Here is a 26,068-nt window from a genome sequence, read left to right on the forward strand (position 1 = left end):
ACGAGCACTCTGGTACGCCCACCCTGCTAGGGCGCCTGACTGACGAAGCGGGTCGGCAAGTTGCTGCGTACCACGCCTGCATCGATCTGCAGATCCAGCGCCAGCCCCTGCTCATCGGCGAGAAACAGGCCGGTTTGCAACAGCGGCTGGCTGACCATCGCATAGAGTTTCAGCGCCTGCTGGCGCGCAATGCCCTGTCCCTGCTGCTGCAAGGCGGTGTTGCGCTCCAGGGCAGTCAGGAACATGGCTTTGGACAGGTTTGCCTGCACCTTCAGCGGCCCGGCGCCAACCGCTTTGTCCAGCTGCAGGCCACTGCTGCCATCGGCATTGACCAGTGACAGCAACGAACCCTGCACGCGGCTGTCTGGTGGCAATGCACTGAGCCAGGCCTGCGGCTGACCAGCCAGGGCCTGCGAAACCGCCGCCAGACTGACGCCAGTAGCACTGAATTGCTGACTGAACTGCCCCAGCGGCTGCCCCCAGAGTGCCAGTTCATCGACCGAACCCTGCAACGCCAGCGCGGTATCCCCCGCCAGCTGCACCTGCTGTGCAACGCCCGTCAGCCGCAGCAAGGGCGCGCCACCCTGCAGCAGTGCCAGTTGCCCGGCCTCGAGCTGCAGATCCAGCGAGTCCGTCGAGGCATCAACACGCAGCTGCAGTCCCGGACTGGACAGTTGCCAGACCCCCAGTGGCAGCTTTGGCGTAGCCGCCTGCAGGTCCGCCTGCAGATGGCCAAGCAAGCTCAGCCGCAGGTCAGCGGAGAGCTGCGCAGGCAACGCCTGCGCCTGATCACCGCGCTGTTCTTGCAGATCAAGCAATTGCACACGGTCGGAAAGCAGTGCCGGGCGCAGGTCGAAATTCGCCAGCCGGTCCCGCGGAAACGGCCCGTGACTGATGTCATTGGCCAGCCGCACACGCAGCTGCCGCCCGGTATCCAGCGGCCAGTCCAGACGCAGGACCACCTGGGTATCGAACCAACCAGCTTGAAGCTCCTCCACCTGAACGCGGGCAGCGTTTTCCAGAACCAGCGGCTCACTCTGCAGCGGCGCCAGCTGTTGACGCAGCAGCCATCCGCCGAGGCCGGCAATGCCCACCGCCAGCAGTACGCAGATTGCGATCAGCCAGGCCCAGGTTCGTGGTTTGCGCAGCCGGGAAATCATCCTTGGTGCCCCCTTCAGTGACAGGCCGGATCCGGCTGCATGGCCCAGCGCGTGGCCTGCTCCAGCACACGGGCATAGCGCGGATCGCTATAGGTCGAAGCCACATGCCCCGGCGCGCCGTAAAACACCCGGCCCTTGCCCTGGCAGTGTTTCCAGGCGATCGGATGCTCGGCACCCATGCCGATGTCCTGGGTCAGCACCTTCGGTGAGTAGGTCTTTTCATCCAGGCTGAGCAGCACTTCGACATCCTGCGGCGGCGCACTGAAGGAATACCACTCATCGGTCATGTCGAAGCGCTCCGGCAAGTGGCTGACAATCGCATCCTGCGGGCTTTCGACTTCCAGCGTCGCCTGCTGGAACTGCGGGAACAGCGGATGGGCAGTGAACTGCGCACGCAACAACGACTGCGGGTACCAGGCCCAGTCGTAGGACGGATCACCGCCGCTGCCGTGTATGCCGACGAAGCCGCCGCCATTTTCCAGATAATCCTTAAGTGCCGTGCGCTGCTCGCTGGTGAGCACATCGCCGGACACGTTGTTCCACACCAGCGCATCGAAACGCTGCAGATCCTGCGGGTTGTGCACCGCGGCGTTGTCGGTCAGGTAGACATTCCAGCCGTTGGCTTCACCGAGCTGCTGGAACAGCGCCTGTGCTGCCGGAATGGCTTCCTTGTGGATGAAGCCGTTGGTCTTGCTGAAGACCAGAATCGCCGGGTGCTGGAGATCAGCCGGCAGGTCGGGGGCGCTGGTCTCGTAGACCGGCGCGCGGAACAAGCCGTCCATGCGCAACTTGATCGTCACGGCAGCGACCAGCAGCGCCAGCACACCCAGCAGGATCAACGCATAGCGGCCGATACGGGCCAGAGGGGAAGCAGAACGCGGCATGGACGGGAAACTCCTGAGTTTTAGATCTGGCCGGCACGCAACTGCTGCACGGCATAGTCGGCGGCGCGCACGGTCAGCGCCATGTAAGTCAGTGACGGGTTGACGCAAGAGGCCGACGGCATGCACGAGCCGTCGGTGACGAACAGGTTGGGCACTGCGTGGCTCTGGTTCCAGCGATTGAGAAACGAGGTATGCGGGTCGTCGCCCATGCGCGCCGTGCCCATCTCGTGAATGCTGCGCCCGGGCTCATTATTGACGAAGGTCTCTATGCCAATCGCCCCGGCCAGCTGCAACATGGTTGTGGCCTCGCGCAAGATATCGGCACGCATGGCCTCCTCGTTGGCCCCGTAGCGGAAGTCGAAGGCCACCAGCGGTATGCCGAAGCGATCCTTGCGCGTTGGATGCAGATACATGCGGTTGTCGTAGTGCGGCAGCACTTCGCCGAATCCGTCGAGATACAGCACCCAGGGGCCGGGGCCATGCATGGCCTGCTTGAACGCTTTGCCGAAACCGGGGATCAGCTTGTAGTTGATATCCCAGCCCGGGCGCAGGGCCGCACCCTGGAAGTTGTAGCCACGCAGAAAACCCTGTTCCTGCTCGGCGCCCTGCAGATTGCGGAAGCGCGGGATATACAGGCCGTTGGGGCGGTAGCCGTAGGGGTATTTGTCCAGATAGCCCGGCACCAGTCCGTAGGCGCCGTTGCCGGTGGTGTGTTCGATCAGATAGCGACCCAGCACGCCGCTGCTGTTGCCCAGACCATTGGGGAAGGTTTCACTGGTGGAGTTGAGCAGGATCTGCGTACTGCCCACGGTGGAGCCGCAGAGGAAAATCAATCGCGCACTGAAACGCCGCCGCTCGCCACTGTTCGCATCGATCACCCGTACCGCCGTGGCGCGGGCGCTTTGCGGATCGTAGTCGATACCCTCGACCACGCTGTCGCCGCGCAGGGTCAGGTTGCCGGTGGCACGGGCGGCCGGCAGGGTGGCATTCAGGCTGCTGAAGGCGGCATTGAAGGTGCAGCCGCGTTCGCACTTGAAGCAATAGGTACAGGCACCACGGCCATTGCGCGGCTCGGTCTGGATCGCTACGCGGCCGATGGTCAGGTGGCGGTTGCTGTAATTCTCCTGCAGCGACTGCCGCAGTACCTTCTCCACATGGTTGAGCTCCATCGGCGGCTGGAACTCGCTGTCGGGCAGCTGCGGCAGCCCCAGGGCTTCGCCGCTGACGCCGACAAAGCGCTCGACATAGCTGTACCAGTCCTCGATATCACCATAACGGATCGGCCAGTCGTTGCCGTGGCCGTCGCGCTGGTTGGCGGCGAAATCCAGATCGCTGAAACGGTAGACCTGGCGGTTCCACAGCAGCGACTTGCCACCGACCACATCGGCCCGCGTCCAGATAAACGGCTTTTGCTCGTCGTAGACGTAGGGGTTGGTCTTGTCGTTGTTGAAGAAATGCCGGGTGGTTTCGTCGAAGGCGTAGCTCTGGCTCTGGATCGGATAGTCCGCCTCCCACAGTTCACGGTCAGGCAACCCGCGCAAGGGGTCCTGCCACGGCGGATGCAGGGCGGTGGTGAAATCTTTTTCCGGGGTAATCGGCTTGCCGCGATCCAGCACCAGCACCTTCAGGCCCTTCTCGCACAGTTCCTTGGCCGCCCAGCCGCCGGTAACCCCGGAGCCAATCACGATGGCATCAAATTCAGGCATTTGCGGTTCCCTCACCAGATGTACTGCTTGCCAGCGCTGTCGACCAGCGTGGCTTCGCCGCGATAGGCATTGGGTACCGGCAGATAAACCATCTCGCTCAGCGCCGCGACCTCGGAGGTGTAGTAGCCGACCACCACCAGCTCCTTGAGTTTGTTGAAGAACGGCGCGTGCTCGTCGATCAGCGGTTTTTCCGCCGCACTGCGCTGCCTGGGCGGATGCAGGCGCAGCTGGTCACGGGCATGTATTTCCTGCTCGGCCAGCAGGCTGGTCTGCCGGGCTTCATCCAGATTGACGAAGGGTTTGCCGAAACGCTGCTGCGCCTCACGCTCGAGCGTTTGCAGACCCTCGCTGAATATCCGGTACTCGGTATCGGTGTACCAGGCAGACAGGATGTGTTCGATAAACGCCGGCACACCGGCATCGACTGCGCCGGGCGTGTCGGTGCGCGGGATGACCAGCTCGGCCAGCACCGCAATCTGCTGGCGCTGAAGCGGCGTGATGTGCCGCAACGCCGCAGGCGCCTCGCCGGCACTGCTGGCCAGCGCACGGGCCAGACCGGAAGCGGTGATGCCGCCGAGCATGACGGCAATCTGCAGGAAGTCGCGGCGCTGCATGGTTCACCCCCGGAAGTCTGGCATGATGCGGATGCGGTTTTATTCTTTGCTGCGCTGCTGCAGAGTAGCCCGACTGGCCACACCCGAACTACCCACGCGTGGACAATTGCCCCAAGCCCATGAACCAGCCTGAAGCCCTGCCCGTTGCCCGTTTTATCGCTGACCTGCCGGCAGCCAGCCAGACCGCCATCATGGGTCTGGCCGAAGCCTGGCAGGCCGCTCCCGGCGAGCGCATCTTCCGACACCAGGGACCGGTGCCGGCACTATGGATGCTTGACCGGGGCCAGGTGCGTTTCCAGTACGATACGCCGGCTGGCCGCACCATAGTCACCGGCCTCGCCGGCCCCGGGCACTGCTTTGGTGATATAGAGATAACCGAAGGTTTTCCTGCGTTATCCGATGCGCTGGCGAGCACTGCCTGTCAGGGCTGGCGCCTGCCGAGAGCGGCGGTGCTTGAAGCGATGGAACAGGTGCCCGGCTTCTCGCGCCTGCTCATCACCGGGCTGGCACGCAGCCTGCGCCTGCGCCATCAGATGTACCTGCACACGCTGCTGCAACCGGCCGACCAGCGCCTGGCACTGGCCCTGCTCAATCTGGCCGAGCCTTGCGCGGATGATCCGGCCAGGCTGGTGGTAGCCGTGACCCAGGACGCGCTGACCGAATTCACCGGCACCAGCCGGCAGTTTGTCAGCAAGCACATCAGTCTGTGGGCAGAACGCGGCTGGATCACCACCGGCTACCGCAGTCTGGAAATCCTCGCCCCCGGGCGCCTGCGCGAACTGCTCGATGCCGCCACCGACCCGATCCTGCTGGCGATGATGGCCAACCGCTGAACACTTCAAAACTTGGTTGATTCAGCACGCAATCAGACAGCTGTTACCGCTGGTTTGCGGGTGGACGTACAAGGGTCGCGTAGGGTGGGCTTCAGCCCACCATTGAGCCTCGAACACGGTATCGGTGGGCTGAAGCCCACCCTACGCCCACCTTACGCGCACCCTGCGCCCATCCCGCCAAGGGGGTTTCCAGCCTGCTGCTGTCAGCTTTCTACCAGCGCCCATTGCTTGTTCAGGCGCTTGTCCGACACGGCCATTTTTGTGCCCAGCTGCTGGGCGAACAGCGACACCCGGTACTCTTCGAGCATCCAGCGATACAGCTGCAACTGCGGATCGCGCTTGCCCTCCTTGGCATGCTTGGCCGTGCGGGCCAGGTACTGCTCCCAGCAGGCATTCAGCTCGCCGGTCCACACGCGGTCGCGTTGCAGCTGGGCTGCGATCTTGTCGAAACGCTGCTCGATGGCCTTGAGGTAACGCGGCAGTTCCTTCAGCCACTCGGCCGGGGTTTCCCGCACGAAGCCGGGATAGACCAGATTGGCCAGCTGCTGCTTGATATCGTTGAGCGCCATGGCCTGGGCCAGATCGATCTTGCCCTTGAAGCGTTTTTGCAGGGCATGCCAGAGCTTGAGAATATCCAGCGTCAGGCGCGCCAGCCGTTCGGCATGCCCGGTCCAGGCAGAACGCTTCTTCTCTGCCAGTGCCGCCAGGCCGGCGCCATCACGCGGCAAACTGGCCTCGCCGTCAAGCACGCAGCTGTCCAGGCTGGCCAGCAGGATATCCTCGACCAGCGCATCCACCTTGCCCAGCTCGCGATACAGCAGCCCCAGCTCGGTCAGGCCGGGCAACTTGCCGCGCAGGAACTTCGCCGGCTCGGCCAGCTGCTGCAGCAACAGGCGCTGCAGGGCGCGGCGGTGCTGAAATTCGGCTTCGGCCCTAGTCGGGAAACGCCCTTCATTGACCACGCCCGCCTCTTCCACCAGCGCCGGGAATACGGTCATGGACAGGCCGGCGATCTGCTGCTGGGTTTGCTCCGCAACCTGGGCAAAAGCCTTGGCTTCCAGCGGTGCCGCGGGCTTGTCGCGCCGGGCCGGAATCGCCAGCGCGGTCTGGCTGGCTTCGGCAAAGCGTGCGGTGAGCGCCGCCAGATCACGCCCCTCACCGAGAAACTTGCCGCTGGCATCGACCACTTGCAGGTTCATCTGCAGATGGCTTTCCAGTTGTGCCTCCGCCTCCTGCCACGCCTCCTCCGGCACCCGCGCGCCGGTCATGCGCGTCAGTTCACGGCCCAGACTCAGCGGCAGGCTGCCCTCGGCAAAGTTCAGCTTGGCCAATGCCGCGCCGACAAAATCCGGCACCGGCACGAAGTTCTTGCGCAAGGCCTTCGGCAGTGCCCGCACCAGCGCCACGCTCTTGGCCTCCAGCAGGCCGGGTACCAGCCACTGCAAGCGCTCGACTGGCAGCTGCGGCAACAGCGGTGCCGGCACGCGCAAGGTCACGCCATCGCGCGGATGGTTGGGCTCGAAGTGATAGCTCAGCGGCAACTGCAACTCGCCTATCTGCAGGTAGTCAGGATACTGCCCGGCCGTGACCTCATTGGCTTCGCGCGCCAGCGCATCGGCCTTGGTCATCAGCAGCAGCTGCGCATCCTTAGTACTGCCCTTCTTGTACCAGCTGTCGAAACTGGCGGCCTGGTAGATATCCGCCGGGATGCGCGCGGCGTAGTAGGCAAACAGGGTTTCTTCATCGGCCAGAATGTCGCGCCGGCGCGCTTTGGCTTCCAGCTCATCAAGCTGCTCCAGCAGCTGGCGGTTGGCTGCCAGGCAACGGGCGCGGGACTGGATATCACCGCGTACCAGCCCTTCGCGGATAAACAGCTCACGGGCCAGCGGCGGATCGATCGGCCCGTAATGTACGGCGCGGCGACCAACCACGATCAGGCCGTAGAGGCTGATCTGCTCATACGCCACCACCTGGCCGCGCTTCTTCTCCCAGTGCGGTTCCAGATAGTTTTTCTTGAGCAGATGGCCGGCCAGCGCCTCGATCCAGTCCGGCTCGATCTTCGCCACCGTGCGCGCAAACAACTTGCTGGTTTCCACCAGCTCGGCAGTCATCAGCCACTGCGGACGCTTTTTCGCCAGCCCCGTGGCCGGGTGAATCCAGAAGCGCCGCTGGCGTGCGCCGAGGTAATCGCCATCTTCGGTTTTCTGCCCGATCTGGCTGAGCAGGCCGCTGAGAATCGCCTTGTGTACTTTTGCGTAATCGACGCTGCGCTGCTGCCCCTCGTCCAACAGCCGGGACTGTTCTTTGTGGGAGCGAGCTTGCTCGCGAGCTTTCTGCGTGTTCGTCTCCCCTGCAGCCTGCCGGCCCGGTTCGCCGGCCAGCCCGCTCCTGCTGGTGGCAAGCTGCAGCTCACGGGTAATCAGTACCAGCTGGCGATGGGCATCACGCCATTCACGCAGGCGCATGTAATTGAGAAAGTTCTTCCGGCACCAGCTGCGCAAGGCAGCGGAACCCAATGCCTGGCGTTGTGCCTCGAAGCCGCGCCAGAGGTTGACCAGTGCGGCGAAATCCGAATCGACATCCTTCCACTGCGCATGGGCCTGATCGGCCGCCTGCTGGCGATCCATCGGCCGCTCGCGCGGGTCCTGCACCGACAGCGCGCTGGTGACGATCAACACCTCATCCAGACTGCCCTGCCTGGCGCCTTCCAGCACCATCCGTCCCAGCCGCGGGTCCACCGGCAAACGGGCCAGCTGGCGACCCAGTGCGGTCAACTGACCCTCGCGGCTGACCGCCGAGAGTTCCTGCAACAGGTTGAAACCGTCACTGATGGCCTTGCCATCCGGCGGCTCGATAAAGGGGAAGTCCTCGATCGCGCCCAGGCGCAGGCTGAGCATCTGCAGAATCACTGCCGCCAGGTTGGTGCGCAGGATTTCCGGATCGGTAAAGGCCGGGCGGCCGAGAAAGTCGGCCTCGCTGTACAGGCGGATGCAGATGCCCGGCTCGACCCGTCCGCAGCGGCCCTGACGCTGGTTGGCGCTGGCCTGGGAGATGGCCTCGACAGGCAAACGCTGGACCTTGGCGCGGTAGCTGTAACGACTGATACGGGCGGTGCCGCTGTCGATCACGTAGCGAATACCCGGCACCGTCAGCGAGGTCTCGGCGACGTTGGTCGCCAGCACGATCTTGCGCCCGGGCATGGGTGAAAAAATCTTCTGCTGCTCGCCCGGCGTCAGCCGTGCATACAGCGGCAGCACCTCGGTAAAGCGCAGTTGCGCCTTGCGCAGCACTTCGGCGGCTTCACGAATCTCGCGCTCGCCGGGGAGAAACACCAGCACATCGCCGGGACGCTGGCCCGCGCGCTTTTCATGGGCATCGATGTCATCCAGGGCCGCCAGAATCGCCTGATCCACAGTCAGGTCATCGAGCAGACGCTCACCCTCTTCATCGACTTCAGCAGCCAGCGGCCGGTACCAGGTGTCTACCGGATAGGTGCGCCCGGACACCTCGATAATCGGTGCCTGGTTGAAGTGTTCGGAGAAGCGCTGCAGGTCGATGGTCGCCGAGGTGATGATGACTTTCAGGTCGGGACGACGCGGCAGCAGGGTTTTCAGGTAGCCGAGCAGAAAGTCGATATTCAGGCTGCGCTCGTGGGCTTCATCGACGATGATCGTGTCGTACTTGTCGAGAAAGCGGTCGTGCTGGGTTTCCGCCAGCAGGATACCGTCGGTCATCAGCTTGATCAGGCTGCTGTCCTTGCTCTGGTCCTCGAAGCGCACCTGATAACCGACCAGTTCGCCCAGCGGACAGCCGATTTCCTCGGCCACCCGTGTCGCCACGCTGCGTGCCGCCAACCGCCGCGGCTGGGTATGGCCGATCAGGCCGTGCAGGCCGCGACCGAGCTCCAGACACATCTTCGGCAGCTGGGTGGTTTTGCCCGAGCCGGTTTCGCCGGCAATGATCAGCACCTGATGTTTGTCTAACGCAGCCTTGATTTCATCGCGCTTGGCGGCAATCGGCAGATTGTCGTCATAGCGCATGGCCGGCACGCTCAGCCGGCGTGCTTCAACCCTGGCGCAGGATTGCTGGAAACGCTGCAGCCACTGCGCCTGTTTGTCCGCATCGGGTTGCTTGCGCAATTCCAGCAGTTGCCGGCGCAGGCGATGCTGATCGGCGCGCATGGCGTGGTCGAGGTTGGCGAGCAGGTTGTTGAAGTCAGGCAGGGCGTCAGGCATCGGGCGCTTGGGCAATCACGGCAGGGCCGGCAATTGTCGCAGACTTGGCGGCAGCGCGCCCACTGCACGAGGACTATCGAGCGATTCGAAGTGGCACGGGGGGCTAAAAGCTCAGGACAAAATCGCGGATGCCGTTGAGCAGCATCTGTGTGGCAAGGATCACCAGGATCATGCCCATCAACCGCTCCAGCGCCCGCGAACCGCGGGTGCCGATCAGCTTGAGCAGCGGGCGCGAAGCCAGCAGCAGGCAGGTGGTAGCGAACCAGGCCAGCAGCAGGGCCACCGCCCAGCCCGACAGCTGCTCCGGCTGGCTGGAACTCAACAGCAGCAACACCGCGATGGTCGACGGCCCGGCAATCAGCGGTACTGCCAGCGGCACGATGAAGGGGTCGGCAGTTTGCTGGTCATCGCCCGGCTCCTGCTGGCTGGGGAAGATCATCCGTAGCGAAATAATGAACAGCAGAATGCCGCCGGCAATGTTCAGTGACGGCTGGCTGAGGCCAAGGAACGCCAGAATCGCGTTACCGGCAAACAGGAAGCCAAGCAGGATAAACAGCGCAATCAGCAGTTCACGGGCGATCACCCGGGTGCGGCGCTGCGGCTCGACCTGCGCCAGCACGGCATTGAATACCGGCATGTTGCCCAGTGGATCCATGATCAGGAACAGGGTTACTGCGGCGGATGCGATGGCGCTCCAGTTCAACTGGTGTCTCCCCTGGTTTCTGCGGTGTGCACAGCACGACAAAGCCACAGTGTAGGCTGCGCCGACGGCAAAGGCTAAGGCGCAGCCGAATGCGGCAACTATGCTTTGCTTGTTGAAGCGGCCCCGGTTACCGCTGAGGTTGGCGGATCTAGATACATCGGTATGCCGCCTGACAAGGCACTCTTCTGTAGGAGCGTCGACCCCGGCGCGCGTTTGAACGCTTTTCGCGGCGAGGCGCCGCTCCCACTAAAGCGCTCAGCACAACTTGCGCTTGATCCGACCTGATTAGACATGGGAGGTAGCAATGATCCGTTGCAAGCGCGTGTATGACCCAGTGGCAGCAGACGATGGCCAGCGGGTCCTGGTCGACCGCCTGTGGCCACGCGGCTGTCGCAAGGAGGCGCTGGAACTGACGGCCTGGCTGCGCGATGCCGCCCCTTCCAGCGAGTTGCGCCAGCAGTTGCACCAGCATCCGGAAAACTTCGATGAATTTCGCCGGCTCTACCGCCGGCAACTGGCAGGCCATCCGGAATACTGGCAGGCCCTGCTGGCGCCGGCCCGCGATGGCTGCCTGACGCTGCTGTTCGCCGCCCGCGACCAGCAACAGAACAACGCCATCGTGCTGGCCGAGTTTCTCGAGGAAGAGCTGGATCGCCGCGGGCCGCCCAGTTCACCGGTGTGTTACGCCGGCGAGCTGTAATTGCACTGCAGAAACAACAACGCCACCCGCAGGTGGCGCTGTATCCGGCAGTTTTGAGTGTTACTTCTTGCCGAGTTTCTTCAGCTCTTCATCACGCAGTTCGCGACGCAGGATCTTGCCGACGTTGGTCGCCGGCAGCGTATCGCGGAACTCGATGGCGCGCGGCACCTTGTAGCCAGTGACATTCTCGCGCATGTGTGCCATGACCTGTTCCTTGGTCAGCTTCTCGCCCGGCTTGACCACCACAAACATCTTCACGGCCTCACCGGACTTCTCGTCGGGGATGCCGATAGCCGCACACATCATCACGCCCGGCAGGGTCGCCAGCGCGTCTTCCAGTTCGTTCGGATAGACATTGAAACCGGACACCAGAATCATGTCCTTCTTGCGGTCAACGATACGGATGAAACCGTCTTCGTCGATGATGCCGATGTCACCGGTCTTCAGCCAGCCTTCGCTGTCGAGGATCTCGTCAGTGGCCTCCTGGCGCTTCCAGTAGCCCTTCATCACCTGCGGGCCCTTGACGCACAGCTCGCCGCGCTCGCCCAGTGGCAATTCCTTGCCGTCATCGTCGATGACCTTGAACAGGGTCGAGGGCACCGGAATACCGATGGTGCCCAGCTTGATGTTGCCGATCGGGTTGATCGAGGCCAGCGGACTGGTTTCAGTCATGCCGAAGCCTTCGCAGATATCGCAGCCGGTAACTTCCTTCCAGCGTTCGGCAGTGGCTTTCTGCAAGGCCATGCCACCGGAAAAGGTCAGCTTCAGTTTGGAGAAGTCCAGCTGGCGGAACTCGGCGTTGTTGCACAGGGCGACGAACAGGGTGTTCAGGCCGACAAAGCCGCTGAACTGCCACTTGGACATGTCCTTGATCATCCCCGGCAGATCGCGCGGGTTGGCAATCAGCAGGTTGTGGTTGCCGACAAACATCATCGCCATGCAGTGCATGGTGAACGCGTAGATGTGATACAGCGGCAACGGTGCAACGATGGTTTCGCCGGCTTCTTCCAGGGAATCGCCCATCAGGCCCCGCGCCTGCAGCATATTGGCGATCAGGTTGCGGTGGGTCAGCATGGCGCCCTTGGCCACGCCAGTGGTACCACCGGTGTATTGCAGTACCGCAATATCGCCGCTGTCCGGACTGGCTTCCTTGACCGGCCGCCCCTGACCCAGGGCCATGGCCCTGGTGAATTTCACCGCATTGGGCAGGTTGTAGGGTGGCACCATCTTCTTGACGTTTTTCACCACGTAGTTGACCAGCAGGCGCTTGAACAGCGGCAGCGTGTCACCCAGTTCGGTGACGATCACATGCTTGACGCCGGTCTTGGGCAGCACTTCCTCGGCCAGATGGGCCATATTGGCCAGACACACCAGCGCCTTGGCGCCGGAATCGTTGAACTGGTGTTCCATTTCGCGGGTGGTGTACAGCGGGTTGGTATTGACGATCACCATGCCGGCACGCATCGCGCCGAATACCACAATCGGGTATTGCAGGATATTCGGCATCTGCACCGCTATGCGGTCGCCCGGTTGCAGGTCGGTATGCTCCTGCAGGTAGGCAGCGAAGGCTCCCGAGAGGCTATACAACTCACCCCAGGTGATGGTCTTGCCCAGACAGGTAAACGCCGGTTTGTCGGCATAGCGACTGCAGGACTGGTGCATGACTGCCTGGATGTTCGGAAACAAATCCGGATCGATCTCGAACGGAACATCTGCCGAGTATTTGTCCTTCCAGAAATTCTCAAGCATGAAAGCGCTCTCCTGAGCAGTTGCTGACCACCAGACCGGAAGCAGCAGATTTTGGATTTTAGAGTTATGCAATCGCCCGGAGACGGGCAACAGTACGGCCAAGACTAGCAGTTTCAGTAGGGCTCAACCAGTCGACCAGCCCTCGGACAAAGGCCTACCGCCGGCCTGAAATGCAGAAGGCCGGCTTTTCCGGCCGGCCTTCTGCAACAACCCGCTGATGGCTATCAGGTCACGTCACGCAACTCGCGCCGCAGGATCTTGCCTACCGGTGACATCGGCAGGCTTTCGCGCAACACGATGTGCCGGGGCACCTTGTAGCCGGTGAACTGCTCGCGACAGAATGCCTTGAGCTCCTCGACCGTCAGTTCCGGATCACTTGGCACCACGAACAGCTTGACCGCTTCGCCGGACTTCTCGTCCGGCACACCGATCACCGCGCAGCTTTCCACCTTGGGATGGGTCATCAGTACGTCTTCGATTTCGTTCGGATAGACATTGAAGCCGGAGACGATAACCAGGTCTTTCTTGCGATCGACAATCCGCACGAAACCATCCGCCTCGATGATCGCCACATCACCGGTTTTCAGCCAGCCCTCGGCATCCAGCACTTCGGCCGTAGCCTCGGCGCGCTGCCAGTAGCCCTTCATGACTTGCGGGCCCTTGACGCACAGCTCGCCGCGCTCGCCCAGTGGCAACTCGTTGCCTTCATCGTCGATCACCTTCATCAAGGTGCCCGGCACCGGCAAACCGACAGTACCCAGCCGCGCGCCCTCGCCATAGGGGTTGGTTGAAGCCACCGGCGAGGTCTCGGTCAGACCATAACCTTCGACCACCGCACAACCGGTGATCTGCTTCCAGCGCTCGGCAGTCGCCTTGACCAGTGCCGTGCCGCCCGAGTTGGTGATCTTCAGGCCGGAAAAATCCAGATTCTTGAATTCCGGATGATTCATCAGCGCGACAAACAGGGTGTTCAGCCCGAGCAGTGCGGTAAACCGCCATTTTTTCATTTCGTTGATGAAGGCGGGGATATCGCGCGGGTTGCTGATCAACACGTTGTGATTGCCGGTCACCATCATGCACATGCAGTTCGCGGTAAAGGCATAGATATGATAGAGCGGCAGCGGCGCAATCATGATCTCCTGACCTTCCTTGATCAGCGGCTGGCCATCGGCAGAAGTCTGCAGCATGCAGGCATGCACCTGTTGCATGTTGGCCACCAGGTTGCCGTGGGTCAGCATCGCGCCCTTGGCCACCCCGGTAGTACCGCCGGTGTATTGCAGCACGGCAATGTCATCCAGGGTTTTCTTGACCATCTTCAGCGAGTGCGAACGGCCTTTGTTCAACACCTCGCGAAAGGAAACCGCGCGTGGCAGGTGGTAATTCGGGACCAGTTTCTTCAGGTACTTGACCGCCGCATTGATCAGCGCGCCCTTGAGCGCCGAAGGCTGCAGATCGCCCATACGGGCCTCGATCAGGTACTCGATACCGGTATCGGGCAGCACCTCTTCCACCAGCTTGCCGAACAGGTTGACGTAGACCAGCGCCCGCGCACCGGAGTCATTGAACTGGTGGCGCATTTCACGGGCGGTATACAGCGGATTGGTATTGACCACCACCAGCCCGGCGCGCAAGGCACCGAACACGGCAATCGGGTACTGCAGCAGGTTGGGCATCTGTACCGCAATACGGTCACCGGGCTTGAGATCGGTGCTGCTCTGCAGCCAGGCGGCAAAGGCCGCGGATAGACGATCCAGGTCACGATACCTGAGCGTCACGCCCATATTGGTGAAAGCCGGTCGATCGGCGAACTTCTTGCAGGAGCGCTCGAACACTTCGACTACCGAGCGATACTCATTCTGATCAATGCTGTTGGGAACCCCGGCAGGGCGTTTGTCGTCCCAGAAATCAGGTTGCATTATTATTTTCCCTCTTACCTGAAAGTAACCTGCAGGCTTGCAGTACCAACGGAACTTAACAGCTACACAGCCTGCCGCAAATAGCTGCGGCGCAACATTGATCAACTGAATCGGGCCGCTACGGCCTTCAGCTATCCAGCCGCTGTGAAATCCGCTGCAGCTACCCCTACAATGCACTGACTGCCTCCGTCCGGAATCCGCAATGCCGTATTCAACCTTTTGTCTGAGTGCCAGCGACGGCTTTCAGTTGCACATTCATCGCTGGAACGCTGACCAGCCGCCCAGGGCCGTGGTCATGCTCGCCCACGGTCTTGCCGAACATGCCGCGCGCTATGCGCGGCTGGGTGAAGCGCTGGCAGCCAACGGCTATGAACTGTTTGCCCTGGACCAGCGCGGCCACGGCCTGAGCGCACAGCACGGCGTGCTCGGACACTTTGCCGATCAGGATGGCTGGAACAAGGTGGTCAGTGATCTGGCCTGCCTGAATCACCATATCCGCCAGCAATACCCCAGCGTGCCGATTTTCCTGCTCGGCCACAGCATGGGCAGCTACATCGGCCAGGCTTACCTGATGCAGCACAGCTGCAGTCTGCAGGGGGCAATACTTTCCGGCTCGAATTTCCAGCCGGCCAGAATTTACCGGGCCGCCGGGCTGGTCGCCCGCTTCGAACGCTGGCGGCTGGGCAGTACCGGACGCAGCCGGCTGATCAACTTCCTGTCCTTCGGCTCTTTCAACAAGGCGATCAAGCAGGCGCGCACCGAATTCGACTGGCTCAGCCGTGACCCGGCAGAGGTGGATCGCTATGTCAGCGACCCCTACTGTGGCTTCATCGCCACCACCCAGCTGTGGATCGACCTGCTCGGCGGGCTGGAAAGCATCAGCAGCGTCAAGCAACTGGCGCAAATCGATCCGGATCTGCCGCTGCTGGTACTGGGCGGCGACTGCGATCCGGTCAGCGCCGGCCGGCGCCTCAACGATCTGGCCGGTGCACTGCGGGTTGCCGGACTGCAGAATATCGAATTGAAAATCTACCCGGGTGCCCGTCACGAACTGCTCAACGAGAGCAACCGCGACGAAGTCACCCGCTACCTGATCGACTGGCTGGAGCAGACGCTCGCCTACAGCCGTCACTGCCCACCAAACACCAAGGAGAACCCATGACCCAGGTTACCAATATCCCCTACGCCGAATTGCAGCTAGGACAAAAAGCCTCGTTCAGCAGCAGCGTGGAAGAGCGCGATGTGCAGCTGTTTGCCGCAGTATCGCGCGACCACAATCCGGTGCATCTGGATGCCGAATTCGCGGCACAGAGCATGTTCAAGGAACGTATTGCCCACGGCATGTTCAGCGGCGCACTGATCAGCGCGGCGATTGCCTGCGAGTTGCCCGGCCCGGGCACCATCTACCTGGGCCAGCAGATGCGCTTCACCCGCCCGGTCAAACTCGGCGACACCCTGACCGTGGAACTGGAAGTGCTGGAACTGCTGCCCAAAGGCCGTGTGCGCATCGCCACCCGGGTGTTCAACCAGAACGCCGAGCAGGTGGTCGATGGCGAGGCCGAAGTGCTCGCCCCGCGCGAAAAGCAGACCCTGACCCTGCCCGAACTGCCGCCGATCACCATCGGCTGAACCAGCGTAACGCTGTGTCGTCACTACGACACAGCGGCGCCCGCCCCGCTCTGCCAATCTGTCCATGTAGCGCTTATCCCGCCAGCTGACAGCGACCGGCTAACCGTTCTCCCCCTGCGCCGAGGAAAGCCTTGCAGCCTGCTGTTGCACAACAATTGCAGCTTTGACTTGATAATTAATTAAACGTGCATTTAAATAAAGTGACTAGCCATTACAGTGGATATTCCCGTGGCACGACCCCGCTCTCCCGGACGCCCGAGCGGCGATGCACAGGCCCAGCGCGAACGCCTGCTGGATGCCGCCCTTGCCAGCTTTGCCGAAGTCGGTATCAGCGCCAGCAGTCTGCGCACCATCGCCGAGCAGGCCGGCGGCACCCCGGCGCTGGTCAATTACTACTTCGGCAGCAAGCAGAAGCTGGTCGAGGCGCTGTTCGAGGAGCGCCTGCAGCCGCTGTTCAGCCAGGTCGCCGTCGAACTGCAGCAGGCCGCTGGCAATCCGCTGCAGCTGATCACCATCATGGTCAGCAATCTCAATCGGGTGCTGATACAGAATCCCGCCCTGCCGCCGTTATGGGTGCGTGAAATTCTCTGTGAAGGCGGCCAGTTGCGTGACCTGTGGGTCCGGCGTATCGGCCCGATATTGCCGGCGCGCCTGGCCCAGTACTTTACTGCCGCGCAAAAGCAGGGCGCGCTAAACCCCGATCTGAATCCGGGGCTGCTGGTGGTTTCACTGTTCGGCATGGTGATGCTGCCGCATGCCGCCGCTTCCCTGCTCAAAGGCGTCTTTCCGGATGTCGGCCTGGATGAGGCGGCACTGACCAAACACACACTGGCACTGCTCGAACGCGGTCTGGAGTCACCCCATGCGCACTAAATCGCTTGACCTGAGCGGGCTGTCCCTGCTGCTGGTACTGCTGGCCGGCTGCAATGCCAGCGAGCAGCCGCAGCTGCTCGGCACCCTCGAATGGGACCGCATCGGCATACCCGCCGAAGCATCCGAGACCGTCCTGAACTGGCAGGTAGCCGAAGGCGATCAGGTTGCAGCCGGACAGTTGCTGCTGCAGCTCGACCCGCGCCGGCTCGATGCACAGGTCGCCCAGGCTGCAGCCGAGGTGGCGCAGAGTCAGGCACGCCTGGATGAACTGGGAAACGGCGCGCGCAGTGAAGTTATCGAGGCCGCCCAGGCTGCGCTGCTGAGCGCACGCGCCGATGCCACTGCTGCCACACAGAACTTCCAGCGCATCGAAGCGCTTTATCAACGCAAACAGGTCGCCATCGCCGAACTGGATCGCGCGCGCGCCAGTCGGGATGAGTCGGCTGCAGCCGTAAAGAGTGCCGATGCCCAATTGCGCGAGCTGACCAATGGCACCCGTCCGGAACAACTGGCCCAGGCCACGGCAGCCTTGCAGGCCGCCAGTGCGCGACTGCAACAACTGCAGCTCAATCGCCAGCATCTGGACGTCCGCGCCCCCCGCGCTGGCCGTGTGGATGCGCTGCCCTTCCGGGTCGGTGACCAGCCGCCACTGCATGCCGAAGTGGTCAGCCTGCTGGTGGGTGAAGCCCCTTATGCCCGTTTGTTCGTGCCCGCCTCGTTACGTAACCGCCTGGCCATTGGCGATCGCTTGAAGATCACGGTCGAGAACAGTGCCACGCCGTTCACCGGCAAGCTGCGCAGTATCTCCAGCGAACCCAGCTTTACCCCTTACTACGCGCTGACCGGCGATGATGCCAGCCGTCTGGTCTACCGTGCCGAAGTGCTCCTTGAGGGGCCGGATGCCGCGCGCTTGGCAGCCGGGCTGCCTCTGACTGCAGAGTTCATGCAGCCATGAACAACCAGGCCCCGGTCATTCGTGCACGCGGCCTGAGCAAGCGCTTCGGCGAGCTGACTGCCGTGGACGGGCTGGACCTGACCGTCAACAAGGCCGAGGTATTCGGCTTTCTCGGCCCCAACGGCTGCGGCAAATCCACCACCATCCGCATGCTCTGCGGCCTGTTGCTGCCTTCGTCCGGCGAGATTGAAGTGCTCGGCTACCAGATTCCGCGGGATGCCGAGGAGCTGAAACGACGTATCGGCTACATGACGCAGAAGTTCTCGCTGTATGAGGACCTGACGGTTGCGGAAAACCTCGAATTTCTCGCCGCCATCCAGGGCTTGCGTGGCAAGCCGGCACGCACGCGCATCAACGAACTGCTGGAGCGCTACTGGCTCGGCGACCGACGCAAGCAAATGGCCGGCACCCTGAGCGGAGGACAGCGGCAGCGTCTGGCGCTGGCTGGTGCCGTGCTGCACAAACCTGACCTGCTGTTGCTCGACGAGCCGACCAGCGCTGTCGACCCGCAATCACGCCGGGAATTCTGGGAATCCCTGTTCGAACTGGCCGATGCCGGCACCACGCTGCTGGTCTCCACCCACTACATGGATGAAGCCGAACGCTGCACCCGCCTGGGCATTCTCGACGCCGGCCGCCTGGTCGCCGATGGCAGCCCGGCCGAACTGATGAGCGCCCTGCCCGGTCGCCCGCTACTGATCGAATGCAGCCAGCCGCGCCAGGTGCAGCGAGCACTGCAAAACCAGCCGGATATCATTTCCACCGCGCAGATCGGCGCCACATTGCGCGTACTCAGCGCAGCCACAGATGCCGCCAACCCGATTCGCCAGCGCCTCAGCGACCTGGGCATCGAGGCCAGGGTGAGCGAAACCGAAGCCAATCTGGAAGACGTCTTCGTCAGCGTCACCCACAAACCGGTTACCGCCGCACAGGTGAGCCCATGAGCCTGCAGCGACTCGGCGCCATCGTGGTCAAGGAGCTGCGTCAGCTACGCCGCGACCGCCTGACCTTTGCCATGATTGTCGGCATACCGGTCATGCAGCTGGTGCTGTTCGGCTTTGCCATCAACATGGATGTGCGCGGACTGAATGCCGCCGTGCTTGATCAGGCCCAGACCGCCCACTCCCGCGAGGTGATCGCCGAACTGGGTTCCAGCCAGGTGCTCAACATCCGCTATCAGCTGAGCGAACCGCAGCAAATCAACAGTCTGCTGCGCGAAGGCCGCATCAGCGCCGCGCTGGTGATTCCGGCGGATTTCGAAACGCGCCTGCAACGCAAGAATGCCGCGCCGCTGCAACTGATCGTCGATGGCTCCGACCAGGTCGTGCAATCCGCCGCCCGCCAGCTGGCCAACTACCCGCTGCCCGGCTGGAACCAGCCACCCGGCATGACTCTGGTCAACTACTACAACCCCGAGCGGCTGGCTCCGGTGAATACCGTACCCGGACTGATCGGCGTGATTCTGGCCATGACCATGGTGCTGTTCACCGCCATTGCCCTGGTGCGCGAACATGAGCGGGGCAACATGGAAATGCTCATCACCACGCCGGTTTCACCCTGGGAACTGACCATCGGCAAGGTATTGCCCTTTGCCGGCATCGGGCTGGTGCAGGTCACGGTGATCCTGATCGTCGGCCGGCTGATTTTCGAGGTGCCGGTACGCGGCTCGCTGCTCGACCTGTATGCCGCTTCCCTGCTGTTTATTGTCGCCAGCCTGGCCCTCGGTATCTTTGTTTCCACTCTGGCGAAAAGCCAGTTTCAGGCCATGCAACTGGCGTTCTTCACCTTCCTGCCGCAAATCCTGCTATCCGGCTTCATGTTCCCCTTCGCCGGCATGCCCAAGGCCGCACAATGGTTTGCCGAAATCCTGCCGCTCACCCACTTCGTGCGCCTGGCCCGCGGCATCATGCTGCGCGCTGCCAACCTGCACGAGTTGTGGCTGGAAATGGCCGCGCTGGGGCTGTTCACCCTGATCATGATGAGCATTGCCGTGGCGCGGGTACGCAAGCGTCTGGATTGACCGCAACCAGCTGTGGATAACGTCTTGTGCGAGTGTCGCCCCGGCGCGCGCTTTTGACTAGCTTGCGCGATTTTCCGCGACGAGACAGCGCGCCCACAAAGGCCTCCAACAACCGTTTACACCGCCACAAAAAGGGCGACCTGAGTCGCCCTGAGTACTTCCTACGATGAATCCTTTATGTCACTTGCCCTTGCGCTTGTGCGCATCCTTCCAGATAAAGGCGCCGAAACCGGCAACAAACACCACGCACAAACCAACAATCAGAATTCCGGAAAGAACAACTTCATCAAAAAACATGGGAGCCCCCTAGGGTCGACGCTATAAGCCTGCCCCCAGTAGGCCATAGTGCCCGAACCGGCTATTGATCCCGGTCAATTGCCCCGGGCATCCAGCGCCGGCATGTGCCAAACGCTTGATCCAGATCAAGCAAAGCTGCTCAGCGCTTCTTCGGCTTGCCCTTTGCCTTGGGTTTTTTCGCCTTGGGCAAAGGCAGCACCTGCTCGAATGCCTTGCGCATCTCGTCCAGGCGCTTGTCATGCAGGTCATGAATGCGCTTGTCGCGCTCGCGGCCAAAATCGATCAGTTTGTCGTCGCTCATTTCTTCCGGGCTCATGCTATCCAGCGAAAAGTCAGGTTTATCCGGGGCTCGCAATGGCGACGGGTTTTCGCCACCTGATGTTGCCAATAATGCTGGGTAGTGCCGCGCATGACCAGCAGTGATCCGTGTTCGAGATCCAGTGAGTGGGCAATCCGCCCCTGCCCCTTGCGGCGCAGATCGAAGCGGCGTGTGCCGCCGAGGCTGAGTGAGGCGATCAGCGGATTGCGCCCCAGCTCGGCTTCATCATCACTGTGCCAGCCCATCGAATCCTGACCGTCACGATACAGATTGAGCAGCACGGCATTCAGCGGCGCCGCAACCTGTGCCTCCACCTGCTGGCGGATACTGGCCAGCAGCGGCGTCCACGCCAGTGGCTGATGCTGCAGGCCGGAATAGCCGTAACTGGCCTGCGGATCACCGTACCAGGCCACCAGGCGCGGCACCGGATAGTTGCGCCCATGCAGATGCACCTGCGGCTGCTCCCAGGGCGTTTCGGCCAGCAAACCTCCCAGCCACTGATCGGCTGTCTGAGCCGGCAGCCAGTGCGGCAGGTACTGCAGGTCGCCATCCTCCAGCTGCAATGGCATGTCATCGAACAAAGGCATGTTAAATCCCGGTGCAAGCCCGCCCCGCAGACGGCTCAAGGTTGATCGGATGGCCACGGAATCTGGCATTTGAGGGTAGCAACTACACTTGTACAACCGGTAAATCAGGCTACTGAAGTCGCCCCGAGCCGGGCGTTCCGTTACCATAACCGGCTTTTTCGCCAGCTGGAGACACGCATGACGCAAGAATACCAACCGGGACAGCGCTGGATCAGTGACAGCGAAGCGGAACTTGGGCTGGGTACCATCCTGATGACCGAAGGACGGCTATTGACCGTGCTTTACCCGGCGACCGGCGAAACCCGCCAGTATTCATTGCGCAACGCCCCGCTGACCCGCGTGCGTTTTGCGCCGGGCGATGAAATCACCCATTTCGAGGGCTGGAAGCTCACCGTGCAGACGGTCGAGGATATCGATGGCCTGCTGATCTATCAGGGCTTCAATGAGCAGCACGAGCCGTGCATCCTGCCGGAAACCCAGCTGTCGAACTTCATCCAGTTCCGCCTGGCCAGCGACCGCCTGTTCGCCGGGCAGATCGATCCGCTGAACTGGTTCACCCTGCGCTATCACACCCTCGAGCATCTCAGTCGCCAGCAGCAATCGCCACTCTGGGGCCTGGGCGGCGCACGGGCGCAACCGATTGCCCACCAGCTGCACATTGCCCGCGAAGTGGCTGACCGCATCGCCCCGCGCGTATTGCTGGCCGACGAAGTCGGGCTGGGCAAGACCATCGAGGCCGGTCTGGTGATCCACCGGCAGCTGCTCAACGGACGCGCCAACCGTGTGCTGATCCTGGTACCGGAAACCCTGCAGCATCAGTGGCTGGTGGAAATGCGCCGGCGCTTCAACCTGCAAGTGGCCTTGTTCGACGCCGAACGCTTTGCCGAAAGCGATGCAGCCAACCCCTTCGAAGACTGCCAGCTGGCGCTGGTTTCGCTGGACTGGCTGAAGGCCGATGCAGCGGCGCAGGAAGCCGCGCTGGCGGCAGGCTGGGATCTGCTGGTGGTCGACGAAGCGCACCATCTGGTCTGGCACCCGGAAAAGGCCAGCGCCGAGTACCTGCTGGTCGAACAGCTTGCGGCAGAAATTGCCGGTGTGCTGCTGCTGACCGCCACCCCCGAACAGCTCGGCCTGGACAGTCACTTCGCGCGCCTGCGCCTGCTCGACCCCAACCGTTTCCACGATCTGCAGGCGTTCCGTGCCGAAAGCGCCAACTACAAACCGGTCGCCGAGGCGGTGCAGGAACTGCTCGAGCACGGCAAGCTGGGCAAGGCCGCACGCCAGGCCATTGAAGGCTTTCTCGGCGCCGAGGGACATGAGCTGCTGGAAAGCCTGGATGCCGGCGACGAGAGCGCGCGTGCCCGTCTGGTGCGCGAACTGCTCGATCGCCACGGCACCGGCCGCCTGCTGTTCCGCAATACGCGTGCCGCCGTGCGTGGCTTTCCCGAGCGCGAGCTGCATGCCTATCCGCTGGAGAACCCCGACCAGTACCTGTTCCTGGCGCCCGGCGAACACGCCGACCTGTATCCGGAAGTCAGCTTTCAGGCCAGCCCGGATAGTGGCAGTGAACACTGGTGCCGATTTGATCCGCGCGTCGACTGGCTGATCGATACGCTGAAGATGCTCAAGCGTTTCAAGGTGCTGGTGATCTGCGCCCACGCGGAAACCGCCCTCGACCTGGAAGATGCCCTGCGCCTGCGCTCCGGCATTCCGGCAGCGGTGTTCCATGAAGGCATGAGCATCCTCGAACGCGACCGCGCCGCCGCTTTCTTCGCCGATGAAGAGTTCGGCGCCCAGGTGCTGATCTGCTCCGAAATCGGCAGTGAAGGCCGCAACTTCCAGTTTGCCCACCACCTGGTACTGTTCGATCTGCCAGCCCACCCGGATCTGCTCGAACAGCGCATCGGCCGCCTCGACCGCATTGGCCAGCAGCAGCGTATCCAGCTGCACGTGCCGTACCTGCAGGACAGCGCCCAGGACCGGCTGTTCCAGTGGTACCACCAGGCGCTGAATGCCTTTCTCTCCACCTGTCCGACCGGCAACGCCCTGCAACACCAGTTCGGCCCGCGCCTGCTGCCGCTGCTCGAAGACAACCAGCCGGCACCCTGGCAGGCCTTGCTCGGTGAAGCCGTGGCCGAGCGCGAGCGCCTCGAAGCCGAGCTGCACAGTGGCCGTGACCGCCTGCTGGAGCTCAACTCCGGCGGAGCCGGCGAAGGCGAAGCACTGGTTGCCGACATTCTTGAGCAGGACGACCAGTTTGCCCTGTCGATCTATATGGAAGAGCTGTTCAACGCCTTCGGCATCGACAGTGAAGACCATTCGGAAAACGCCCTGGTACTCAAGCCCGGCGAGAAGATGCTGGATGCCAGTTTCCCGCTGGGTGACGACGAAGGCGTGACCATCACCTACGACCGCGACCAGGCACTGACCCGTGAAGACATGCAGTTCCTCACCTGGGAACACCCGATGGTGCAAGGCGGCATGGATCTGGTGCTGTCCGGCTCGATGGGCAATACCGCGCTGGCAATGATCAAGAACAAGGCGCTCAAACCCGGCACCGTGCTGCTCGAACTGCTCTATGTCAGTGAAGTGGTTGCCCCGCGCGGGCTGCAACTGGGGCGTTTCCTGCCCCCGCTGGCGCTGCGCTGCCTGCTCGATGGCAACGGTAACGATCTGGCAGCCAAGGTCTCGCTGAATACGCTGAACGACCAGCTGGAAAGCGTGCCACGCGGCAGCGCCAGCAAGTTCGTGCAGGCCCAGCGCGAGCCGCTGACCCGGCAGATCAATGCCGCCGAAGGGCATATTGTCCCCAGGCACAAAGAGCGGGTGGCACAAGCGCGCCAGCAACTGATCGCCGAACTGGACGAGGAACTGGCCCGCCTGACGGCACTGCAGCAGGTCAACCCGAGCGTTCGCGACAGCGAAATCCAGGCACTGCGCCAGCAGCGCGAGGATGGACTGGCCTTTCTGGAAAAAGCTGCCTTGCGCCTGGAGGCGGTTCGGGTACTGGTGGCCGGTTAACCGGGCATGGAAAAACTGCCCGCCAGGCACTAGCCGCAGACAGCAAAACGGCGCAACCACCTGCAGGTGATTGCGCCGTCAGCGTAACTGAATCAGCTGGCCGGACGGCAGCTGCTGAACATGTCCAATCCTGACTGATAGACCGTGCTCTGCACGTCGAACAAGCCCAGCAGGGAATGGAAAATGTTGTCGTGGCTGAGCTCCGGATCGCCCTGCTTGGCCTGCATGCAATCCTTGCTGATGCCCCAGTCCTGATAAGCGCCCGGCGAGAACCACATGACCATCGGCACGTGGGTCTGCGCTTCCGGCGCGATCGAATAAGGCGCTGCGTGCAGATACAGGCCGTTCTCGCCGAGCGACTCGCCATGGTCGGAGACATAGATCATCGCCGTATCGCGCTCGGCCTCGTTGCGTTTGAGCAACTCGATCACCTGGCTGAGAAAATAATCGGTGTAAAGAATGGTGTTGTCGTAGACGTTGACCAGCTCCTCAGTGCTGCAACTGCTCAGCTGGTTGGTGCGACACACCGGCTTGAAGCGCTCCATGGACTCCGGATAACGGTCGAAATACTCCGGACCATGGCTGCCATCGGAGTGCAGCACGATCAGCGCGTTATCCTCCAGACCGTCAATGTAGGCCTGCAGGTCTTCCAGCATCACTTCATCCAGGCAGCGCCGGTCGTTGCAGAACGGGCTGTTCTTGCGCTTGGAGACATCGTCATTGGCAATGCGCAGGCAGGTACCTTTGCAATCGCTGTTGTTGTCACGCCAGAACACGCTGATACCGGCACGCTGCAGCACATCCAGCACGCCTTCATAAGTCTTGCCCTTCTTGTTGCTGAAATCCTCACGCGGGAACACCGCGAACATGCACGGCACAGACACCGCAGTAGACGTGCCGCAGGCATGCACACCGGTAAAGTTGAGGATGTCCTGTTTTTTCAGTTCAGGATTGGTTTCACGCTCGTAGCCATTCAGGGAAAAATGGTCGGCCCGTGCGGTTTCGCCGACCACGAAAATCACCAGTGACTTTTTCTTCCGTTTGGCCAGCTCCGGCCCGGTCTTGCTGTCCAGGCCGATCTGCTGCAAGGCCTCGACTTTCTCGATGACCAGCGACTGCTTGGTGAACTTGCCTACGGCATAGAGGTAATTGGTCGGGTTGATGAAGTGGGTGAGTTTGTCCTCTTCACGGAAGATCGGCGCGTAGGTCGAATAGAACGCACCCACCATTACCAACACGGTCGCCACGCAGGCAGCACTGACCAGCAACTTGTTCAGCAAACCGCGGAAAAACGGCTTGTACTCCACCGGCAGGCGCCAGATCAGCAGCGCCGGCAACAGCCCGAGAAAAAACAGATAGCCAAGCATGCGCGCACTGATCAGCGCACCGGCCTCGGCCGGATTGGTTTCGAAGATGTTCTGCACCATCACCGTATCGATGGTGATGCCGTAACTGTTCATGAAGTAGGCCGCCGCCGCCGAACTGAGCAGCAGCAGAGACAGCACCGGCTTGAGCAGATACTTGAAGGAAACCAGCGTCAGCAGCAGGACGAAAAATGCCAGCAGGAAAAAAGCGAAAGACAGATAAAACGCGCCGTTTTTTACCCCATCCAGCGGCACCAGACGATGCAACGCCTGCCAGGTCGCCGTGTTGTAAACAACCACCAGTGCCAGCGCCACATAAAACACCAGACGCGCGGAACTGATTGGCGAATTCAATCGCCACTTGCCGACAGCCATGCATTGCACTCCAGAGGACAGGAACAGGTAACTGATTACCGGGCGCGCATACTAAGTCAGGTTCTGTCAAAAATTCATCAAAACAGACGGTCTGCCCGGTTTTCATTGCAAACTTGCGCTTCATCTTC

The 26,068-nt window shown here is 62.1% G+C and carries 21 protein-coding genes; 9 read left to right on the forward strand and 12 right to left on the reverse strand.

Annotated features, from left to right (window positions below; genetic code table 11):
* Positions 1-26 precede the first annotated feature (26 nt).
* Genes BLT89_RS09305 through BLT89_RS09320 form a run of 4 tightly spaced genes read right to left on the reverse strand, consistent with a single transcriptional unit; the run spans position 27 to position 4,364 of the window.
* On the reverse strand, positions 27-1,160 hold the full coding sequence (locus BLT89_RS09305; protein ID WP_090194450.1) for a DUF945 family protein: 1,134 nt from the start codon (positions 1,158-1,160) through the stop codon (positions 27-29).
* A 14-nt stretch (positions 1,161-1,174) separates the two neighbouring features.
* A complete protein-coding gene (locus BLT89_RS09310) occupies positions 1,175-2,044 on the reverse strand; it encodes a ThuA domain-containing protein (protein ID WP_090194452.1) in 870 nt (289 codons plus the stop codon).
* A gap of 20 nt (positions 2,045-2,064) precedes the next feature.
* Positions 2,065-3,750, reverse strand: a complete 1,686-nt coding sequence (locus BLT89_RS09315) for a GMC oxidoreductase (RefSeq protein WP_090194453.1) — start codon at positions 3,748-3,750, stop codon at positions 2,065-2,067.
* Between the two features lie 11 nt (positions 3,751-3,761).
* Positions 3,762-4,364, reverse strand: coding sequence for a gluconate 2-dehydrogenase subunit 3 family protein (locus BLT89_RS09320; protein WP_090194456.1), 603 nt, complete (start codon positions 4,362-4,364; stop codon positions 3,762-3,764).
* A gap of 119 nt (positions 4,365-4,483) precedes the next feature.
* Here BLT89_RS09320 and BLT89_RS09325 point away from each other — a divergent pair, with 119 nt between their 5' ends.
* Positions 4,484-5,197: a Crp/Fnr family transcriptional regulator gene (locus BLT89_RS09325; protein ID WP_090194457.1), complete on the forward strand. Its 714-nt coding sequence runs from the start codon at positions 4,484-4,486 to the stop codon at positions 5,195-5,197.
* Between the two features lie 203 nt (positions 5,198-5,400).
* Here the strand turns inward: BLT89_RS09325 and hrpA are convergent, their stop codons facing one another.
* Together hrpA and BLT89_RS09335 are read right to left on the reverse strand one after the other, a co-directional pair.
* Positions 5,401-9,432, reverse strand: a complete 4,032-nt coding sequence (hrpA, locus tag BLT89_RS09330; RefSeq protein ID WP_090194459.1) for an ATP-dependent RNA helicase HrpA — start codon at positions 9,430-9,432, stop codon at positions 5,401-5,403.
* Between the two features lie 103 nt (positions 9,433-9,535).
* Positions 9,536-10,135 (reverse strand): YhgN family NAAT transporter, encoded by a 600-nt coding sequence (locus BLT89_RS09335; protein WP_231974997.1) that lies wholly within the window; start codon positions 10,133-10,135, stop codon positions 9,536-9,538.
* Positions 10,136-10,439: 304 nt separating this feature from the next.
* Here BLT89_RS09335 and BLT89_RS09340 point away from each other — a divergent pair, with 304 nt between their 5' ends.
* Positions 10,440-10,835, forward strand: a complete 396-nt coding sequence (locus BLT89_RS09340; protein ID WP_090194460.1) for a DUF488 domain-containing protein — start codon at positions 10,440-10,442, stop codon at positions 10,833-10,835.
* A 60-nt stretch (positions 10,836-10,895) separates the two neighbouring features.
* Here BLT89_RS09340 and fadD1 read toward each other — a convergent pair whose 3' ends face one another.
* Both fadD1 and fadD2 read right to left on the reverse strand, forming a co-directional pair.
* Complete coding sequence (gene fadD1, locus BLT89_RS09345) at positions 10,896-12,584, reverse strand: long-chain-fatty-acid--CoA ligase FadD1 (protein WP_090194462.1); 1,689 nt, start codon at positions 12,582-12,584, stop codon at positions 10,896-10,898.
* Positions 12,585-12,808: 224 nt separating this feature from the next.
* On the reverse strand, positions 12,809-14,500 hold the full coding sequence (gene fadD2, locus BLT89_RS09350; RefSeq protein ID WP_090194464.1) for a long-chain-fatty-acid--CoA ligase FadD2: 1,692 nt from the start codon (positions 14,498-14,500) through the stop codon (positions 12,809-12,811).
* A gap of 202 nt (positions 14,501-14,702) precedes the next feature.
* Here fadD2 and BLT89_RS09355 point away from each other — a divergent pair, with 202 nt between their 5' ends.
* From BLT89_RS09355 to BLT89_RS09380, 6 genes are all read left to right on the forward strand, one after another.
* The gene (locus tag BLT89_RS09355) at positions 14,703-15,662 is read left to right on the forward strand and encodes an alpha/beta hydrolase (RefSeq protein ID WP_090194466.1); all 960 of its coding nucleotides are present in this window, start codon (positions 14,703-14,705) and stop codon (positions 15,660-15,662) included.
* Entirely contained in the window at positions 15,659-16,129 is a 471-nt protein-coding gene (locus BLT89_RS09360) for a MaoC family dehydratase (RefSeq protein WP_090194467.1), read from the forward strand. Before BLT89_RS09355 ends, BLT89_RS09360 begins: the two co-directional genes overlap by 4 nt.
* A 228-nt stretch (positions 16,130-16,357) precedes the next feature.
* Complete coding sequence (locus BLT89_RS09365; protein ID WP_090194469.1) at positions 16,358-17,002, forward strand: TetR/AcrR family transcriptional regulator; 645 nt, start codon at positions 16,358-16,360, stop codon at positions 17,000-17,002.
* Complete coding sequence (locus BLT89_RS09370; protein ID WP_090194470.1) at positions 16,992-17,957, forward strand: HlyD family secretion protein; 966 nt, start codon at positions 16,992-16,994, stop codon at positions 17,955-17,957. The genes BLT89_RS09365 and BLT89_RS09370 overlap by 11 nt, the downstream gene beginning before the upstream one ends.
* The gene (locus tag BLT89_RS09375; protein WP_172829125.1) at positions 17,954-18,901 is read left to right on the forward strand and encodes an ABC transporter ATP-binding protein; all 948 of its coding nucleotides are present in this window, start codon (positions 17,954-17,956) and stop codon (positions 18,899-18,901) included. Before BLT89_RS09370 ends, BLT89_RS09375 begins: the two co-directional genes overlap by 4 nt.
* Complete coding sequence (locus BLT89_RS09380; RefSeq protein ID WP_090194472.1) at positions 18,898-19,977, forward strand: ABC transporter permease; 1,080 nt, start codon at positions 18,898-18,900, stop codon at positions 19,975-19,977. Before BLT89_RS09375 ends, BLT89_RS09380 begins: the two co-directional genes overlap by 4 nt.
* A gap of 180 nt (positions 19,978-20,157) precedes the next feature.
* Here BLT89_RS09380 and ccoM read toward each other — a convergent pair whose 3' ends face one another.
* From ccoM to BLT89_RS09390, 3 genes are all read right to left on the reverse strand, one after another.
* Positions 20,158-20,274 (reverse strand): cytochrome c oxidase subunit CcoM, encoded by a 117-nt coding sequence (ccoM, locus tag BLT89_RS18035; RefSeq protein ID WP_331712546.1) that lies wholly within the window; start codon positions 20,272-20,274, stop codon positions 20,158-20,160.
* 139 nt (positions 20,275-20,413) lie between these two features.
* Positions 20,414-20,575 carry a hypothetical protein gene (locus BLT89_RS17805; RefSeq protein ID WP_090198882.1) on the reverse strand — a complete coding sequence of 54 codons (162 nt, stop codon included), beginning with the start codon at positions 20,573-20,575 and terminating at the stop codon, positions 20,414-20,416.
* An 11-nt stretch (positions 20,576-20,586) separates the two neighbouring features.
* Complete coding sequence (locus tag BLT89_RS09390) at positions 20,587-21,180, reverse strand: alpha-ketoglutarate-dependent dioxygenase AlkB family protein (protein WP_090194474.1); 594 nt, start codon at positions 21,178-21,180, stop codon at positions 20,587-20,589.
* A gap of 177 nt (positions 21,181-21,357) precedes the next feature.
* Here BLT89_RS09390 and rapA point away from each other — a divergent pair, with 177 nt between their 5' ends.
* Positions 21,358-24,201: an RNA polymerase-associated protein RapA gene (gene rapA / locus BLT89_RS09395; RefSeq protein ID WP_090194475.1), complete on the forward strand. Its 2,844-nt coding sequence runs from the start codon at positions 21,358-21,360 to the stop codon at positions 24,199-24,201.
* A gap of 92 nt (positions 24,202-24,293) precedes the next feature.
* On the opposite strand, the gene BLT89_RS09400 is transcribed toward rapA, so the two are convergent.
* Positions 24,294-25,940, reverse strand: coding sequence for a phosphoethanolamine transferase (locus BLT89_RS09400; protein WP_090194477.1), 1,647 nt, complete (start codon positions 25,938-25,940; stop codon positions 24,294-24,296).
* Positions 25,941-26,068 lie beyond the last annotated feature (128 nt).

The organism is Pseudomonas pohangensis (assembly GCF_900105995.1).
GTDB classification, from domain to species: Bacteria; Pseudomonadota; Gammaproteobacteria; order Pseudomonadales; family Pseudomonadaceae; genus Aquipseudomonas; species Aquipseudomonas pohangensis.

Coding starts and splice junctions, on each gene's coding strand:
- hrpA (WP_090194459.1), bottom strand. CDS start 9,432: ATGCCTGACGCCCTGCCTGACTTCAACAACCTGCTCGCCAACCTCGAC.
- BLT89_RS09320 (WP_090194456.1), bottom strand. CDS start 4,364: ATGCAGCGCCGCGACTTCCTGCAGATTGCCGTCATGCTCGGCGGCATC.
- BLT89_RS09390 (WP_090194474.1), bottom strand. CDS start 21,180: ATGCCTTTGTTCGATGACATGCCATTGCAGCTGGAGGATGGCGACCTG.
- rapA (WP_090194475.1), top strand. CDS start 21,358: ATGACGCAAGAATACCAACCGGGACAGCGCTGGATCAGTGACAGCGAA.
- BLT89_RS17805 (WP_090198882.1), bottom strand. CDS start 20,575: ATGAGCGACGACAAACTGATCGATTTTGGCCGCGAGCGCGACAAGCGC.
- BLT89_RS09340 (WP_090194460.1), top strand. CDS start 10,440: ATGATCCGTTGCAAGCGCGTGTATGACCCAGTGGCAGCAGACGATGGC.
- BLT89_RS09380 (WP_090194472.1), top strand. CDS start 18,898: ATGAGCCTGCAGCGACTCGGCGCCATCGTGGTCAAGGAGCTGCGTCAG.
- BLT89_RS09375 (WP_172829125.1), top strand. CDS start 17,954: ATGAACAACCAGGCCCCGGTCATTCGTGCACGCGGCCTGAGCAAGCGC.
- BLT89_RS09315 (WP_090194453.1), bottom strand. CDS start 3,750: ATGCCTGAATTTGATGCCATCGTGATTGGCTCCGGGGTTACCGGCGGC.
- ccoM (WP_331712546.1), bottom strand. CDS start 20,274: ATGTTTTTTGATGAAGTTGTTCTTTCCGGAATTCTGATTGTTGGTTTG.
- BLT89_RS09355 (WP_090194466.1), top strand. CDS start 14,703: ATGCCGTATTCAACCTTTTGTCTGAGTGCCAGCGACGGCTTTCAGTTG.
- BLT89_RS09310 (WP_090194452.1), bottom strand. CDS start 2,044: ATGCCGCGTTCTGCTTCCCCTCTGGCCCGTATCGGCCGCTATGCGTTG.
- fadD2 (WP_090194464.1), bottom strand. CDS start 14,500: ATGCAACCTGATTTCTGGGACGACAAACGCCCTGCCGGGGTTCCCAAC.
- BLT89_RS09370 (WP_090194470.1), top strand. CDS start 16,992: ATGCGCACTAAATCGCTTGACCTGAGCGGGCTGTCCCTGCTGCTGGTA.
- BLT89_RS09305 (WP_090194450.1), bottom strand. CDS start 1,160: ATGATTTCCCGGCTGCGCAAACCACGAACCTGGGCCTGGCTGATCGCA.
- BLT89_RS09325 (WP_090194457.1), top strand. CDS start 4,484: ATGAACCAGCCTGAAGCCCTGCCCGTTGCCCGTTTTATCGCTGACCTG.
- fadD1 (WP_090194462.1), bottom strand. CDS start 12,584: ATGCTTGAGAATTTCTGGAAGGACAAATACTCGGCAGATGTTCCGTTC.
- BLT89_RS09400 (WP_090194477.1), bottom strand. CDS start 25,940: ATGGCTGTCGGCAAGTGGCGATTGAATTCGCCAATCAGTTCCGCGCGT.
- BLT89_RS09360 (WP_090194467.1), top strand. CDS start 15,659: ATGACCCAGGTTACCAATATCCCCTACGCCGAATTGCAGCTAGGACAA.